15 protein-coding genes are annotated in these 16,478 nt (G+C 45.3%); 12 read left to right on the top strand and 3 right to left on the bottom strand.

Features of this window, described 5'->3' with window-relative positions; all coding sequences use genetic code 11:
* Nucleotides 1-4 precede the first annotated feature (4 nt).
* Nucleotides 5-856, top strand: a complete 852-nt coding sequence (locus ACZ5V1_RS09875; protein WP_464388700.1) for a 50S ribosomal protein L11 methyltransferase — start codon at nt 5-7, stop codon at nt 854-856.
* 225 nt (nt 857-1,081) lie between these two features.
* Here ACZ5V1_RS09875 and ACZ5V1_RS09870 read toward each other — a convergent pair whose 3' ends face one another.
* Nucleotides 1,082-3,046: a protein-disulfide reductase DsbD family protein gene (locus ACZ5V1_RS09870; RefSeq protein WP_464388699.1), complete on the bottom strand. Its 1,965-nt coding sequence runs from the start codon at nt 3,044-3,046 to the stop codon at nt 1,082-1,084.
* 418 nt (nt 3,047-3,464) lie between these two features.
* On the opposite strand from ACZ5V1_RS09870, the gene ACZ5V1_RS09865 reads away from it, so the two are divergent.
* Nucleotides 3,465-4,340, top strand: coding sequence for a class I SAM-dependent methyltransferase (locus ACZ5V1_RS09865; protein WP_464388698.1), 876 nt, complete (start codon nt 3,465-3,467; stop codon nt 4,338-4,340).
* Between the two features lie 88 nt (nt 4,341-4,428).
* On the opposite strand, the gene ACZ5V1_RS09860 is transcribed toward ACZ5V1_RS09865, so the two are convergent.
* Nucleotides 4,429-5,676, bottom strand: coding sequence for a M24 family metallopeptidase (locus tag ACZ5V1_RS09860; protein ID WP_464388697.1), 1,248 nt, complete (start codon nt 5,674-5,676; stop codon nt 4,429-4,431).
* A gap of 239 nt (nt 5,677-5,915) precedes the next feature.
* Between ACZ5V1_RS09860 and ACZ5V1_RS09855 the strand changes: the two genes are divergently transcribed.
* The 3 genes from ACZ5V1_RS09855 to ACZ5V1_RS09845 all read left to right on the top strand — a co-directional run bounded on the left by ACZ5V1_RS09855 (nt 5,916) and on the right by ACZ5V1_RS09845 (nt 7,992).
* Complete coding sequence (locus tag ACZ5V1_RS09855; RefSeq protein WP_464388696.1) at nt 5,916-6,335, top strand: CoA-binding protein; 420 nt, start codon at nt 5,916-5,918, stop codon at nt 6,333-6,335.
* On the top strand, nt 6,336-6,779 hold the full coding sequence (locus ACZ5V1_RS09850; RefSeq protein ID WP_464388695.1) for a YkgJ family cysteine cluster protein: 444 nt from the start codon (nt 6,336-6,338) through the stop codon (nt 6,777-6,779). It abuts the gene before it with no gap.
* Nucleotides 6,780-7,146: 367 nt separating this feature from the next.
* Nucleotides 7,147-7,992, top strand: a complete 846-nt coding sequence (locus ACZ5V1_RS09845) for a J domain-containing protein (RefSeq protein ID WP_464388694.1) — start codon at nt 7,147-7,149, stop codon at nt 7,990-7,992.
* A gap of 68 nt (nt 7,993-8,060) precedes the next feature.
* Here ACZ5V1_RS09845 and ACZ5V1_RS09840 read toward each other — a convergent pair whose 3' ends face one another.
* On the bottom strand, nt 8,061-8,510 hold the full coding sequence (locus tag ACZ5V1_RS09840) for a metal-dependent hydrolase (RefSeq protein WP_464388693.1): 450 nt from the start codon (nt 8,508-8,510) through the stop codon (nt 8,061-8,063).
* A 935-nt stretch (nt 8,511-9,445) separates the two neighbouring features.
* Between ACZ5V1_RS09840 and ACZ5V1_RS09835 the strand changes: the two genes are divergently transcribed.
* Genes ACZ5V1_RS09835 through ACZ5V1_RS09805 form a run of 7 tightly spaced genes read left to right on the top strand, consistent with a single transcriptional unit; the run spans nt 9,446 to nt 16,232 of the window.
* A complete protein-coding gene (locus tag ACZ5V1_RS09835; RefSeq protein WP_160715091.1) occupies nt 9,446-10,015 on the top strand; it encodes a 4Fe-4S dicluster domain-containing protein in 570 nt (189 codons plus the stop codon).
* Nucleotides 10,015-10,890: a CoB--CoM heterodisulfide reductase iron-sulfur subunit B family protein gene (locus tag ACZ5V1_RS09830; protein ID WP_464388692.1), complete on the top strand. Its 876-nt coding sequence runs from the start codon at nt 10,015-10,017 to the stop codon at nt 10,888-10,890. The genes ACZ5V1_RS09835 and ACZ5V1_RS09830 overlap by 1 nt, the downstream gene beginning before the upstream one ends.
* Before the next feature lie 12 nt (nt 10,891-10,902).
* Nucleotides 10,903-12,876, top strand: a complete 1,974-nt coding sequence (locus ACZ5V1_RS09825; RefSeq protein WP_464388691.1) for a 4Fe-4S binding protein — start codon at nt 10,903-10,905, stop codon at nt 12,874-12,876.
* Nucleotides 12,852-13,376, top strand: a complete 525-nt coding sequence (locus ACZ5V1_RS09820; RefSeq protein WP_160715097.1) for a hydrogenase iron-sulfur subunit — start codon at nt 12,852-12,854, stop codon at nt 13,374-13,376. Before ACZ5V1_RS09825 ends, ACZ5V1_RS09820 begins: the two co-directional genes overlap by 25 nt.
* The gene (locus tag ACZ5V1_RS09815) at nt 13,376-14,332 is read left to right on the top strand and encodes a 4Fe-4S dicluster domain-containing protein (protein ID WP_464388690.1); all 957 of its coding nucleotides are present in this window, start codon (nt 13,376-13,378) and stop codon (nt 14,330-14,332) included. Before ACZ5V1_RS09820 ends, ACZ5V1_RS09815 begins: the two co-directional genes overlap by 1 nt.
* Before the next feature lie 2 nt (nt 14,333-14,334).
* A complete protein-coding gene (locus ACZ5V1_RS09810) occupies nt 14,335-15,393 on the top strand; it encodes a 4Fe-4S dicluster domain-containing protein (RefSeq protein ID WP_464388689.1) in 1,059 nt (352 codons plus the stop codon).
* A complete protein-coding gene (locus ACZ5V1_RS09805) occupies nt 15,393-16,232 on the top strand; it encodes an FAD/NAD(P)-binding protein (RefSeq protein WP_464388688.1) in 840 nt (279 codons plus the stop codon). Before ACZ5V1_RS09810 ends, ACZ5V1_RS09805 begins: the two co-directional genes overlap by 1 nt.
* Nucleotides 16,233-16,478: the final 246 nt, after the last annotated feature.

Below are 16,478 nucleotides of genomic sequence, written 5' to 3'. Positions count from 1 at the left end.
ATTTATGGCAGACCTTGTCAGACTAGAAATACGTGTACCTGAGCATATGCAGGATATGGCAACTATTGTCATGGTTCAGCAGCTTAATTATGGCTGGGAGGAAGAAAACCTTCCTACTGGCGACATTTTCTACCGTGTTCACATTGAGAATCCGGCATTCTGTGAAGAATTCTTAACTGCGCTTTACAGTGCAGTACCGGAAGCTGATGTTACACGTGCAGATGTGCCTAATCAGGATTGGATGGAGGCATGGCGCGACTTCTTTACACCAGTGAAGATTGGTGAGCACTTCAAGGTTATTGCGCCTTGGATGTGTAAAACGGAGCCGCTTGAAGGCCGTACTCCTATTGTGATTGAGCCTAAAACAGCATTCGGTACAGGGCATCACCCAACCACTGCGTTGTGTCTTGCATCTGTTTCCAAGCTTGCGTCTGAAGGACGTATCCACGAGGGGCAAAAGTTCCTCGATCTTGGAACAGGTTCCGGCATTCTCGGCATTGGTTGTGTTAAGCTTGGACTCTCTGGTGTAGGTGTTGATATTGACATGCTCGCCATTGAGAACACAGAAGAAAACAAAGTGCTCAACGCCGTTTCTTCTGACTCTTTCGAAGTATACCAAGGTTCAGCTGACGCTGTATGTGGTGACTTTGATGTTGTGCTTGCAAATATTCTGGCGCGTCCATTGATGGAAATGGCAGTGGAAATCTTTAAGCTTGTTAAACCGGGCGGCTGCCTTGTTCTTTCAGGCTTGCTTGAAATTCAGGCAAATCAGGTTGAAGCTGTTTACAGAGAATTGGGACTTCCAGAAGCACGTCGCATCGTCGAAGGCGAATGGGCTGCACTTATTTGGGAATAGTTTCAGAGTACGAACATTCAATGTTTTTTGCATTGTAGAGTTAGCATTTGCTAAATGCGTTATCACTTAGCAACACTAAGCTACTCAGGGTTTACCATTCGGTTGTCTGAAAGATTTGGAAGGTAAAAACTTGTTCTTCAAAATCCGTATTCTGTGAAATATATTGACAAAAAAAGCCTCGTTGCAATGCAACGAGGCTTTTTTACGTCTATTGGTTGGCGTGTACTATTCTTTAAAAGCTTTCTTCAACGCATCTTCCATTTGTCCTGTGGTGAATATGTCACGCAGGATAATTGGTGAATTAGCGGCGGCGCCTCTAGGGAAAATAGCTACTACTGGAATGGAGCTGGAGCCGAGGGATTCAAGGAATTTTTGTTTTTCTGCATCTTCGTTTGTGAGATCAACTTTGATGAAGACAACATTGAATTCTTTTTCCCAACGCGCTCTGTTTTCCGGTGTCAGAACTGTACGTTCCAGAACTTTGCAGTTCGGGCACCAGTCTGCGGTAAAGTCTAGAACCATTCGCTTTTGTTGTAATTCTGAAAAGAAACTTTCCGGTGTAAATTTCTGCCATTCTTTTGCCTGTGGCGTTGCTTTAAAAACAGTAAAGATTGTAAATGCAACAACGAGTGTGCAGGCAACTCGGACAAAGATATTCCGTTTTTTTGTGAACCGTAATCCTGAGAAACGTCCCCATACCCACGCTGCCAAAGCGGTTATCCACAGTACAACGAGCATACTTGGTAGAATGCTCTCTGGAAGCACGTAAAGCAGGTATACAACGGTTCCCATAAGGAAGAAGCCAACAATCTGGGAAAGCGCTCCTGTCCATGCTCCAGGACGCGGGAAACGGGTCACCAGTTCAGGGACAACAGCCATTGCAAGGTACGGTAGAGCCATACCTATTCCAATGGAAAGGAATATGAAAATGAGTACGCCCACTGGCTGTAAAAATGCCCATCCTAAAACGCCGCCGAGGAATGGGCCACTACACGGTGTTGCGAGTACTGTCGCAAGTAGACCCGTAGAAAATGCACTCCATTTATCATGACCGTTCTCGGTGCCGCGACCTGTAAGGCTGAACATCGGCAGTGGAAATATTTCAAAAATTGAGAGAGCAAGAACGAAGATAATAAGAGCCAGTCCAATGAGTAGCCATTGGTTTTGGAATAGTTGTCCCCAGGCAAGCTCAAAACTGGTGAGCACAATGGTGAGCAACGAGAACCATGTAATAATGCCCAGCGCAAAGAAGAGGTTATGTTCTCTGAACATATGTTTGCGTTGAGCTTCGTCTTTAATTTGTGCGGCTGCAACAAGTGAAGAAAGTTTCAGGCTGATAACAGGCAGTACGCATGGCATAAAGTTAAGAATAAACCCTGCGAGTAGTCCGAATAAAATAGCCTTACTTAATGTGGAGACTTCCAGCGCCTGTAAGAAGTAGCGCGGAGTAAAGTCATATTCGCGAGTTTCTGATACGTTGTTTTTTGGAACGAAAGAAACAGCAGACTCAGTAGATTTTAATCCTGAAGAAGCGATCTTGCTGCTGAATACTGGTGTGAGCCCAGCGGTAGTAAGGCCGGAATTCGTAGGAAGCTGTACTCCAAGTTTTTGAGCAAGCTTCTTGTTGTCGTCCGTTGATGAATATTTGAGATGCGTGGTCGCATCAGGCGCAATCGGTTTGATCGTAGAATATTTATTCCACCATTTTTGCGACTCTGCTTTTGCGAGTGTAGCAGCCTTCCAGCTTACCGGAATAGTTTTATTAACCGGCGTGCATCGTACCTCAGAGCAAAGCAGAACCGATACGATGAGATCTGCGCTTGTTACGGATGCATCAGGAATAGTAATAAAAATATCTTCTGCACCTTCATAAAGGTACGTAGTTTTATCTATTAATATAGGGTCCGGCAGTTTGATTCCGGCAGGGTAACGTACTGTCGCGTCGGTGATTGAAGGAGAAACAGAAATAGACGTAGGTTTGCCGGTTTCTCCTTTTTCACGTGAGTAGAAGTGGTATTCAGAATCAGGCGTGATACGAAGCTTGATGATAGTGGCATCATTCTGACTTGCAGCAATGAACGGCTCAACAGAAAAAGTAACCGGAGTCGCAGCGGCAGCATTAAGAGTCAGCGATGCCATGAGGCATATAAGCGTGATAGCTGATATAAAGATAATTTTTGTCTTTTTCATAGTAGAATTATGATGGATTTTAATGTTTTTAGCAAAAGTTATTGCTGGTTATCAGGTCATGTTGGGTGGATTTTGTATGGGCGAAGATACATTGTTCAACCACAGCTTCATCAGAATTGAACGGAAACGTAGGGAGGGAAGAAGCTTTTTATGTGCAGAGGAGGTCGAGGAGTAGTGTTGAATAAGCTTTTAGGCTGTTCTGTAGCTTTTGAATGATGCACTAATAAGTAAATTTTATGATAGTTCCGCATATTGTAATCAAAATGAGTCGTTTTGACTCATTTTTTTGTGTGTGGTAGGAGCGCAGTATTATGAAAAAATTACAAAAGTTTTACCAATACTAGCAACTAATATTTTCCTGATAGTCTATAATCTATCACTATTAGTCACAGTGAAATAGTAATTATGAGTAATTCACATGAATTTATTCGAAACGCTGACTACAATATCCCTACGCCCTGATGTATGGTCAAAATATACTGCAAGTCAACTGTGGACAGATCCGCACATTGCAACGCAGATGTTAAAATTCCATCTGAACCCCGATGTTGACGCCGCTTCCCGCAATAAGTTGTTTGTTAATGAATCGATAGAATGGTTGGTTTCCAGATTTGCTCTTACTAACCATTCAAAGGTCATTGATTTTGGTTGTGGGCCGGGGCTGTATGCATCTAGTTTTGCTCAGAAAGGCATTACTGTTACAGGAGTAGATTTTTCTGAAAACTCTCTTAGCTATGCGAAGAAGTACGCAGAAGAGAATTCCTTAACTATAGAATATGTAAAGCAGAACTATTTAGAGTTCGAAACTGACGATAAGTTTGATCTGGTTACGATGATAATGTGCGATTTTTGTGCGTTATCTCCGGAGCAACGCGCAAAGCTTCTAAAAAAGTGGGAGCGCATGTTAACTTGCGATGGTTCAATTGTTCTGGACGTTCATACCAGTAAAGCGTTTGACGATCAGAATGATACTTCAATCAAGGGTTTTGGGAATCGAACGGAATCCATGACATTTGAGCCTAATCTTATGAATGGATTTTGGGCGCCTTGCGATTATTACGGGTTCCTGAACGTATTCAGATATCCTGAAGAAAAAGTGATTCTGGAAAAATACACAATTGCATTACCGAATGAAGAGCGCATTATCTACAACTGGCTTCAATATTTTACACTTGAAGCTCTTGCTGAAGAAGTAGAGGCACAGGGTCTGCGTATCGATTCAGTATATAATGATATACGTGGTGAGCAGTATACAGAAGTTGACGAAATGGCTGTTGTTCTTCGGAGGGCATAGCCATATTTAAATAGAGTTTGTTAAAAAAAAGGCGGCTGCTGGTGCAGTCGCCTTTTTTATTTTTACTCGAGTGAAGTTGTAATCTGCATTATTTTTCAATGCAAATCATGTCGTACTCATCACCTGTTAAGCAGACGCTTGCGCTATCAGTGACTTCAAAGGTGTTTTCTACGCCAACCATGCCAATACCCGGAATGCCGATTTTTGGCTCCAGAGCAATAACATTGCCTTTTTCCAGTGGCTCATCAAATCCGGTAGCAATGACTGGATGTTCATCAATACCAAGTCCGATGCCGTGCCCGAGGAATTTTACCTTATTGCCACCCAAAGCCATAAATCCGTCTTCGAATCCGGCTTTTTCTGCCATTTTTAATGACTTCTTATAAAGCTCAGAAGGAATGTTGCCGGGACGAAGTTCCGCAGCGATAGTATTCTGAATTTCAATGCAGATATCTTGAGCGTTGCGAACCACATCAGGAATACTTTTTTTAGAACCAGCCCAGTACAGCTGAGTTTTATCGGTGTGGTATCCTTCAAGAGCAAATCCGATATCAACGGCCAGCGGTGAGTTCTTGCGCCAGACCTTTCCTGCGTATCCCATAAATGGAGTCGCCGGATGCTCGCCCATTAAGCCGAGAGGGCCGTTAAAGTGGCTCGGGTAATTTCCTGATTCGCCTGCTGCAATGTGTCCAAGAAATACATCTTCGCCGAAGGTGTTCATACGGAGCATTCCGCAGTGGCCCTTAGCAAAGAAAATTTCCCACGATACATGAGCAATTTCACGTTCTGTCATGCCGATATGAAGTTGCTTAGGAAGATCGTGATATATAGCCTGATGATGACGTGCTCCGCTGAGGCGGAGTTTTTTCAATTCCCATTCTGTTTTCACGGAACGACCGGCAGTAAGAATGCGGTCACATGGGATGAAGGAAATATGTGGAAGTTTTTTACGAAGCAGGTCACCAACTTGCCAAGTTACACCTGCGAAATCGACAGCTACATCAGCAGCCTCTGCAGGCAGAAGCGGGGTGCCCACATCGCTTAATATTTTTTCAATATCACTGAATGAGCGGAAGGGATGAATTTCTTCAATGGAACTTTCGATACGACATCGTTCAACACCGTGGCGTGCCATGAGAACTGGCTTTCCCTCTTTCGGGAGCCAGAATACTCCGTTCGCAAGGGTGCCTGTGAGGTGATACAGTTGGATGCGGGAGAATATGAGCATGCCGGAGACCCCCGGCATAAAACGATCTAAGAGATCGCGGCAGCGTGCATGGCGAAGTGCAAGCTCTTCCGCAGGGATTTTTTCAATAGCCGGTAGAATCTTAGTCATAAGTGCTCCTTGGATGTGCCAGTTGGTTATATGTCAATCTGAACCTGTGAGCAATGAGGTTATGAACTGCTGGTGTTCGCAGCGAATACAGTATACTGAATCTGTGGTTTCGGAATTGGCTTGAGGGTGTCACTGTATGTATAATGCCGCGCAGCGCGCGTCATAGGCGGTGAGATTCTTGCTGACTGCGTGCCGAAGGCAGACCATGTTTGCCTTGCAACATTTTCTGAGAGGAAATTATGATTTTTGATGAATCCATGCGCGAAGCTCTTGCCGAGGCAAATGTCATCGCGATCATCGGTGCTAAAGATAAGCCGGGGCAGCCTGTGAATATGGTTGGCACGTATCTTATCGATCAGGGATATACCGTTATTCCTGTGCATCCTATCCGGAAAAATGTCTGGGATTTGCCTACGTACAAATCCATTGAAGATATTCCTGTGCCTGTTGATATCGTAAACGTTTTTCGTGCATCGCAGTATTGCGCTGATCATGCCGATGAAGTGCTTGCGCTGGGGCATAAGCCGAAGATGTTTTGGATGCAGTCCGGTATCAGAAGTCAGGAAGCCGGGGAAAAACTTGCTGCCAATGAGATTGCTGTAGTTGAAGATAAATGCATTATGGTTGAACACAGCAGACTCGGTTTGGAGAATAAATAGATGAAAGAAGCGTTTGATTGTCAGATGTGCGGACACTGTTGTGAAGGCGAAGGCGGCATTATTGTCAGCCCTACAGACCTTACCCGCATTCTTGAGCACTTGAAGATGTCTGCTGAAGAGTTCACTGAAAAATATGGTGAAGTTAAAGACGGCAAACTGCGCATTCGCGTGGGTGAAGATAATTACTGTATTTTCTTCGTGCAGGGTAAAGGCTGTGGTGTACACACCGCTAAGCCGAATATTTGCCGTGCATGGCCATATTTTCGTGGCAACGTGATTGATTCTGAGTCTTGGGAAATGGCTAAAGACTTTTGCCCGGGCATCCGAAGAGATGTTAGCCACGATGAATTTGCACAGCAGGGACGCGCGTATTTACGTGACAACAACCTGCTTGCCAGTGATAAAAGCTGTGAAGCACGTGCTCTTATTCTTGATGATGAATAGGATTGCGCCGCTTTGTAGTGTGCTGTGATTTTTCTGAAAAGGCTGGATGTTCATAGAGTAATGCTCTTATGAAACCGGCCTTTTTTTATATATAATGTTAGAGAACTGTATAGTTCGTGCGATTACGGATTGTTATTGTATGATGCGTAGTTGAAGATAGAAGATATAAAAGCGTTGCCGCATGACGTTTGATGTGTTCTTTGACCTGAGTAACTGCCTTCAGGTTTATTGCGTTGTCTGCGTGGTAAATATTCAGGCATGTAGCTTTTTGTTTTTTTGAAATAGTACTCTGACTGCCGTGATAATAAAAATTTTGTAAGCAAAATCTGTTGCTTGTTGTATTCAGTTTGTTTTCTATGGAGGAACCGTGACGTTACGCGAATGCTATAAATTACTGAATGTGCCCAATGGGGCATCGGAAGATGCTGTAAAGCAGGCATACCGTAAGCGGGCGTTTGAACTGCATCCTGATTTGCATCCGGATGATCCTAATGCGTCACGGAAATTTCAGCAGCTTAACGAAGCATATGTTATTATTACTTCTACTGCGAAAGATACCGGTTCTTCCCGTTCTTCTGAAGCTTCAGGTAAAGCCCGTTCCGCTGCCCACGGTTATCGTTCAGAACGTGCTTCCCGTGATAGCACTGTGCGTGACCGCGCTCGTTCTGCGTACCGAAAAGCAAAGTCAAATTTTGATGCTCAGAAAAATAAAACTGCCAGCACTAGCGATACATATAATAAAAAACGCCCAGAGTTTGATGACTCGTTCTGGAGTCAAGAACAACGCAGCTATTCAAAAGAATCTGTACTGAATGAAATTTTGAACGATGCCTTTGCGAAGCGTGTTTTTGAAGACATCTATCGGGAAATAAAGCGTGATGGCGGCAAGTCTATTGCTATGCCCAAGAAGCGTAAATTTTCCATGCAATGGGGCGATCGTGACATTTCAGTAGATATGACAGGCGGGGTTAAGGGATGGTTACAAAAACAGCTTGATGACAATCAGGTTATGCATCTCCCCATGCAGAATTTACGCCCCGGAGCTAAAGTTCGCTTGACTCTTTCGCAAGGGATCGGCGGCGATACTCGCCAGCTTGAAATAACCTTGCCGACTGATTTTCGAGCAGGGCATCCTATCCGTCTACGTAAGCTTGGACGAAAAATTGGTGCATGGGTGGGGGATTTATATCTAACCATTCATGGGCGCATGTAATTTAAATAGAAAACAAAAAAATCCTGCTGAAGAATCTTCAGCAGGATTTTTTTGTTTTCTGGGGTGGATTAAAATTCTCTATCAAGCAACAGGTGCGAGAAGTATCCGACAACCGCAGCAAGGTAGAAAGGTAGTGTTACGACCCACGTTTCACGGAAAAATATCCATGGTAATGCAATAAGAGGGGCGGGAACAACAAGCATTGCCCACCAAGTGTGCGTCCAGCCTCTGTGTTTCCCTAGGGCGGGGAGCATCGCAAATAGACCAAGTATGGCGGCCCATTGGTAATAGTGATTAACAATGAGCAAAACGTCGGTGATGGCCATGATGGAGTAGAAAAAGTTCTGCCCCTTGGATTCAGTGTCTGTGTCTGGAAAGAGTGATGCCATTACAGCAATGGCAAACAGTGCAGAAAGAAGCCAGACATCCTGTGGAAGATACGAAAAGTAAACAGCGGCTGCAATTGTGCCGCCTCCTAATACTGCGCCACCTGTAAGGTGTGCTTTATATCCTGGCATAGTATTTCCTTATCAAAAGCAGAATTTGTGGAGTAATGTACTGAAATTATGCGAAGTGGTAAAGGCACAGGTATGGGTGCAACTGTAGAATATGTACAACTATTAGTATGTAGGTGTTTGTTATAGAAGTGTTTTTTGCGCTTTGAAATCATGGTTAACCTGTTGCTTGTGGGCATAATACAGGCAGATAGAGCAAGACGGGCACGCTGCCTGTTTGCACATAAAGTGCCGGGGGGACGCCCTCGGCCAATGAAAAATACTCCGAGCCTTCGGACAAATATACGGGGCAAAAAAATGGAATTTTATTCCACTTTTTTGCCCCGTTTTAACGTTCCTGTAATATCAAATAGTTATTTTCTGATATTTGAGCGATCAATCAAATATTTTTCTAAAAGATGATTGAACACTCAAATCAGCATAAAATTTCAATGATTCCGAGTTATCAAATAAAATGTTGTAGTTATTGTGATGGAAAAATCACAAAATATCGATTATTCTGAATTTTTTTGCAGCAAATAAATGCAAAAAAATCGACTATACGGGTTGCCAATGTTTGTTAGCGGCGTTAGTCTAAGGGTATAAATAAAATGATACGCTTTGAGTTAGATTATTGTGATTTGGTACCCACATTGTTTACTGCTCAAAGTTGAGAATGATGATGCGTGAGACAACACATAGTTATACTGCCTGATATGATCACGGGTTTTTGTCGCTTAGGGTTAAAGCAGCAAAAACAACTCCTGATTTTTTTTGGGTATTCTACTGGATTTGCTATTTACGTAGCCAGTTTTTGTCTCGCCTTGTTGCATATCAGTTGGGGTCTGTATGCTTCTAAGTTCTTCTTTTTTCTTGTGTCATTTTTTCACTGAACTGGTGTTTTCGGCATGTTTTGTGTGCCAATTTGCTGCCTTTTTCAGTCAACATTCGGAGGAGCCATGGAAACCATCCCTCTTAACTCACCGGATAAAGAGTTCATCCGTGAAGTTCAGGAGAGAAGTGGACAGAATGTGCTATCTTGCTACCAGTGTGGCAATTGCACCGCTGGCTGTCCTTATAACTTTGCCTACGATCTTTCTGTAAGCCGTGTAATGCGTCTTGTACAGCTTGGTCAGCGTGAAGCTGTTCTTAAAAGCCATTCTATTTGGCTTTGTGCAACCTGTCAGTCATGTACAACTCGTTGTCCTAATAGCATTGATGTCGCCAAAATTATGGATGTTCTGCGTCACATGGCGCGTGAAGCAGGGTACGCTACTGAGCGTAACGTAAAAGCATTCGGCGATGCATTCCTTGAGTCGGTCGAAAAGCACGGTCGTGTGTATGAACTTGGCGTAACCGCATCATACATTCGCAAAACAGGTAGATTCTGGACAGACGTTGATCTTGCTCCGGCGATGCTTCCTAAAAACAAGCTTTCGATTAAGCCGCACGAAGTTCGCGGTAAAGAACACGTTTCTGCAATCTTTAAACGATTCAGAGAACGCGACACCGCCAAGGAGAACAGTTAATGTCAATTTCTGTAGGATACTACCCGGGCTGTTCCGGTAGTGGCACGTCTGTAGAATACGACAAGTCCACCCGCGCAGTCTGTAAAAAGCTCGGTATCGAGCTTAATGAAATCGACGATTGGAGCTGTTGCGGCTCCACTCCCGCACATACAGTAGATCATACTCTTTCTGCTGCCCTTTCTGCACGTAACCTCGTTCTTGCAGCTAAACAGGGTCAGGAAGAGGTTGTTACACCTTGTCCTAGTTGTCTTGCCAACCTTCGCACTGCTTCACGCAAAATTGAAGATGAGAACTACCGCCCTAAAGTGGAAGCTCTTCTCGACGAACCTTGTGAAGAAGCTGCATCCGTAGCTTCTACATTGCAGCTTATTGTCGAACGTGTAGGCATGGACGCTATCAAGAAAGCTGTTGTTAAGCCGCTTAAAGATCTCAACGTCGCCTGTTACTACGGCTGTATTATGAACCGCCCGCCGGAACTTATGCAGTTTGATGATCCAGAAAATCCAATGGCGATGGATGACATCATGGAAGCGTGTGGCGCAACTGTACTGCCTTTCCCGCTTAAAGTTGAATGCTGCGGCGCTGCGGCTGGTATGCCTAAAAAAGATATCGTAACTGAACTTTCAGGACGCCTGCTTGATGTTGCAGAATCCCTGAATACAGAGATTATCGTAACCGCCTGTCCATTGTGTCAGATGAACCTTGACCTTCGTCAGGGTCAGGTTAACCGTGCAAACGGCACCCGTTATGATATTCCGGTTGTGTACTTTACACAGCTGCTCGGTTTGGCACTGGGTCTTTCTGCTGAAGAGGTTGGCTTGTCCAAGCTCGTAGTAGACCCTACACCTCGTCTGCGTTTTGCTGGCGTTTTATAGCAAGGAGAGAGTATGCGTATAGGCGTATTTGTCTGCCATTGCGGCAGTAATATCGCGGCTACTGTTGACTGTCCGGCTGTAGCGGAGCAAGCGGGAACGTTGCAGGACGTAGTGTTTACTACTGACACAATGTACACCTGTTCCGAACCGGGACAGAACGAAATTATTTCAGCCATTAAAGAGCACAAGCTTGACGGCGTTGTGGTAGCATCCTGCTCACCACGTATGCACGAAGCTACTTTCCGCCGTGCTCTTGAGCGTGCCGGTCTTAACCGCTACATGCTCGAAATGGCAAACATTCGTGAACACGTTTCTTGGATTGGTAAAAACAAGCCACGTAACACGATTAAAGCTTTTGAGTTGGTGAAAATTGCTGTTGCTAAACTGCGCAACAACAACCCGCTTCACGCTAACAAGTTCGACGTTACTAAACGCGTTCTCGTTATCGGTGGTGGTGTTGCTGGTATTCAGGCTGCACTTGACTGTGCAGATGCTGGCTATCAGGTTGTGATGGTAGAGCGCGAGCAATCCATCGGCGGCAAAATGGCAAAAATCGATAAAACTTTCCCAACCGTTGACTGTTCCTCATGTATTTTGGGACCGAAGATGGTAGACGTTTCTCAGCATGAAAATATCACGCTGTATGCAATGTCAGAAGTGGAAAAAATCGAAGGTTATGTTGGTAACTTTGATGTGCAGGTGCGCAAAAAAGCTACTTACGTAAACTGGGCCGACTGCACCGGTTGTGGCGCATGTATGGAAAAATGTCCGAGTAAGAAAAACGTTGATAACTTCAACGAAGGCATTTCCAAATGTACCTCAATCAACATTCCTTTCCCGCAGGCTATTCCTAAGAAAGCCGCGATTGATCCTTCAGGCTGCTTGATGCTCCAGAAAGGCAAATGTGGCGTTTGTGCCAAAGTTTGTCCTACTAAGTGTATCGACTTTGAGCAGAAGGATGAAATCCTTTCGGAAAAAGTTGGCGCAGTTATCGCCGCTACCGGTTACGACATGTTCGATCATTCTGTTTACAAACAGTATGGCGCAGGTCAGTACCCGGACGTTATTACCTCCCTGCAGTATGAACGTCTTATGAACGCATCCGGCCCTACCGGTGGACACATTGTTCGTCCATCCGATGGTAAAGAGCCGAAAAAAGTTGTGTTCGTACAGTGCGTAGGGTCTCGTGATCCTTCCGTTGGTCGTCCATACTGTTCTGGTTTCTGCTGTATGTACACTGCAAAGCAGGCTGTACTTACAAAAGACCACATCCCTGATTCTGATTCGTACGTGTTCTACATGGATATTCGTTCCCCTGGTAAAGGGTACGATGAATTTACTCGTAGAGCTCAGGAACAGTACGGCGTTCAGTATGTTCGCGGTCGCGTATCCATGATCTACCCTAAAGGTGACAACCTGATTGTTCGCGGTGCGGATACTCTTGCTGGTACTCAGGTAGAAGTGGAAGCAGATCTCGTAGTACTGGCAGTTGGTGCAGAAAGTGCTAAAAATGCACCTGCTCTCGCTGAAAAAATGCGTATCTCCTACGATTCCTACGGATTCTTTATGGAAGCTCACCCTAAACTGAAACCTGTCGAAACTAACACTGCTGGTGTTTACCTCGCTGGTTCCTGCTTAGGTCCTAGAGACATTCCAACATCCGTTGGTCAGGGTAGTGCGGCAGCAGCTAAAGTTATGACTCTGTTCTCTAAAGATAAGCTTGAAAGCGATCCTCAGGTTTCTAAAGTTAGCGCATCCCGTTGCGTAGGCTGCCTGAAGTGTGCTGCCACTTGTCCGTTCGGCGCTATTAAAGAAGTAACCGACCGTGCAGGCAATGTGAAAGCTGAAGTTATTGAAACAGTATGTCAGGGCTGCGGTATTTGTACCGTTACCTGTCCTCAGGGTGCTATTCAGCTGCAGCACTTTACAGACAACCAGATTCTCGCGGAGGTCAACGCCTTATGTCAGGCTCAACTGGACTTTTAGCAGAAGGTCAAGATCTTCGTATCGTTGGTTTTCTGTGTAACTGGTGCTCCTACGGTGGTGCAGATACCGCTGGTGTTGCACGTTGTGAACAGCCTACAGATTTACGTGTAATCCGCGTACCTTGTTCCGGTCGTATCGACCCGCTGTTTATCGCTCGCGCACTCATTAGTGGTGCAGATGGCGTTCTCGTATCTGGTTGTCACCCACGTGACTGCCACTACGCAGAAGGTAACTTCTACGCTCGTCGCCGCTTTGAAATGCTCAAGCAGTTCCTGTCCGTTACCGGTATTGATCCGGAACGCTTCCATTATACATGGGTTTCTGCATCTGAAGGCCAGCGCTGGCAGGATGTTGTTACTTCCTTTACAGACCGTATTCACAAACTCGGCCCGGCACCAAAATTATCTGGTGGCACCGGTTATGATGAAGAGTGTCTGAAAGAAATCGCGGCTGCTGTTGCCCTTGGCGACGAGTGCCCGTGCCATAAGGAGAAAGCGTAATGCAGGCTCTTGCAGAACTTAAAGAACAAATCCGTCAGGCATTGCCTGAGCTGGATGTAGTTATTGGTTGGCAGCAGGGTTACGATGCGTTGCACACTAGCCCTCTCTTTATTCGCTCTGAAGAAGATCTTGAAAAGCTCGTTGTTAACGAATTCTGTGTGGTGAACCCGGCTTCTTACCTGCGCGAAATGCGCGGTGGTAAAAAGGTTGGTCTCGTACTGAAAGGGTGTGATTCCCGTTCCGTTATCCAGCTTGTTCAGGAAGATCTTCTTAAGTTAGAAGACCTCACCATCTTCGGCTTCGGCTGTAACGGTGTGCTCAACCATGCAAAACTTCAGGCTCGTTTCGGCGATATTGGTTACATCAAATCTATCGAGAACAGCGGTGCTTCCGTAACTATCGAAGTTGATGGAAACAAAGAAACCGTACCGTTTTCTGAACTGTGTGCAGATAAGTGCTTAACTTGCTCTTACCCGAACACATTGCAGTGCACTCACTTTGCAGGTGAAGAATCCAGCAAGGAAGCAGAATCTGAACAGGATAAGGCTCTCGAAGAATTCGAGAAACTGTCCATGGAAGAAAGATTCACTTTCTGGCAGGACCAGATGCGTCGTTGCATCCGCTGTTATGCATGCCGTAACGCATGCCCAATGTGCGTATGTAAAGATCACTGCCTCGCTAACTCTCGCGAAACCAAATGGTTAAGCGAAGAGGTAGACGTGCAGAACAACTTCATGTTCCAGCTTATCCACGTAATGCACCTCACCGGTCGTTGCGTAGAATGTGGTGAATGTGAGCGCGCATGTCCTATGGATATTCCGATTATGCTGTTAAGACGCAAAATGGCCGGTATTGTACGCGATGTTTTTGCATACAATGCAGGAACCAACGCGGAAGAGACTCCTCCGCTTATGTGTTTTAAAGTTGAAGAACCAACTATCGAGGAGCGGCACTAGTCATGGCTTGCAAATTTATCTCAAACGAAAACACTAACCAGTGGCTCGAAGCTCTTGCTAAAGACCACGTAGTGTTTGTTCCGGTGGATGACGGCGGAACCGTGACCTTCCGTCCGTTTGGAGAAGGCCGTAAGCCGGTTCTTGACCGCATGCCTGTGCGTTCAGCAAAAGAAGCAGTTTTTCCACAATCAGAAACTCTGCTTACATATAAATACGACAAAGATCCTGAAAACCCAGAACGTACCTCTGTTCGCATCAAAGAAACTCTGCCAAAAGAACGCGCAGTAGTTTTTGGTGCTCGCCCTTGTGGCACACGCGGTATGGCGGTTTTTGATAAAGTGTTCGATAATGATCGCATCCGTGATCCTTATTATGCAACACGTCGTGAACATACAATGTTCGTCACTCTTGCTTGTACTAAAGTTGAGTCCACTTGCTTCTGTCACGAAGTAGGAAGCGGCCCTGCTGATACATCTTGCTCTGACGTTCTGCTTACTCCTGTACAGGGCGGCTACGCTGCTGAAGCTGTTACCAAATGCGGTGAAAAGATGCTTGAAGCAAGCTTCTTTGCAGACGGCGCTGAAAAATGTGCAGAAGCCGAAGCAGTTAAAAAAGCTACTCGTGAAATGCTTGGCGAAGCACATGACTTCTCCGATGCTCCTGAGAAGCTTCTTGCTGCGTTTGATGACGATGAGTTCTGGGAAGAGCAGGCTGCAGGCTGTCTTAGCTGTGGCGCATGTACTTACCTTTGTCCTACCTGCTACTGCTTCAACATTACTGATGAAGCAACCGGTACTACCGGCAAGCGCGTACGTTCATGGGATACTTGCATGAGCTTCCAGTACACTTTGGAAGGCAGTGGGCATAACCCGCGTTCTACTAAAGCAAAACGTCTCAAAAACCGTGTTAACCACAAATTCTCTTACTTCCCAGAATCATATGAGAAGTATATTGCATGTTGTGGTTGTGGTCGTTGCATTAAAAGCTGTCCTGCTTCTGTGGATATCCGTGCGATTGTTAAAGCAGCACAGGCTCGCGGCGCTGAGAAGGAGTCTAAGTAATGAAAGCTAATCCAGTTCTGCCGGAGATGGCTACAGTCATGGAAGTTGTGGAAGAAACATCCAACATTAAAACCTTCCGTGTTCGTTTTGATAACGAAGAAGTTATGAAAAAATTCACCTTTGAACCAGGACAGGTAGGTCAGCTTTCTGTTTTTGGTATTGGTGAAGCTACATTCGTAATTAACTCTTCTCCGACCCGTATGGACTACCTTCAGTTCTCCATCATGCTCGTAGGTGAAGTTACTGCACGCATTCATCAGCTTAAAGCTGGTGATTCAGTTGGCATTCGCGCTCCTCTTGGTAACGCGTTCCCGACTGAAGAAATGAAAGGGCAGGACGTAACCTTCATCGGCGGCGGTATCGGTATGGCTCCTCTGCGTACACTCCTCGTGTACATGTTGGATAACCGTGACGATTACGGTAAGATTACTCTTCTCTACGGTGCTCGTTCACCGCTGGATTTGAGCTATCAGGAAGATATTGCAGAGTGGCTTGGCCGTGATGATATCGATGTAGTACTTACCGTAGATAATCCGTCTGAAGAGTGGGGCAAAAACCCGCACGAGAAAGCCGGTCTTATCCCGAACGTACTGAAAGAAATCAATCCTGCTAACAGCGGCTACGCAATTACTTGTGGCCCTCCAATCATGATTAAATTCACTCTCATGGCTTTGAATGAGCTTGGATTTAAAGATGAAAAAATTCTTACTACACTTGAAAAACGTATGAAATGCGGTGTTGGCCTTTGTGGTCGCTGTAACATCGGTGATAAATATGTTTGTGTAGACGGTCCTGTGTTCAAATATTCCGAACTTCAGGAACTGCCTAACGAGCTGTAGTTTTTATTGCTATAGAATAATGAAGCCCCTGACACACTTAGTGCGTCAGGGGCTTTTTTTTAGGGTGTTGTGATGCCTCCGGCGGCTCTCCGAGAGGCAAAGGGCGCTGCCCCTTGCATCCCCGCAAGGGAGCACTGCCCCCTTGACCCCGTTTAAGTTTGGTTGAGTATAGTATGATAATGAAAAATATTTGGGGGCTGCAGTCAGCCCACGAAGTCTCTTGAGCATATTCGCGGTCAAGGGGGC

It is taken from the genome of Halodesulfovibrio oceani subsp. galateae (genome assembly GCF_055397225.1).
This window is presented reverse-complemented; position numbering and strand designations above follow the sequence as displayed.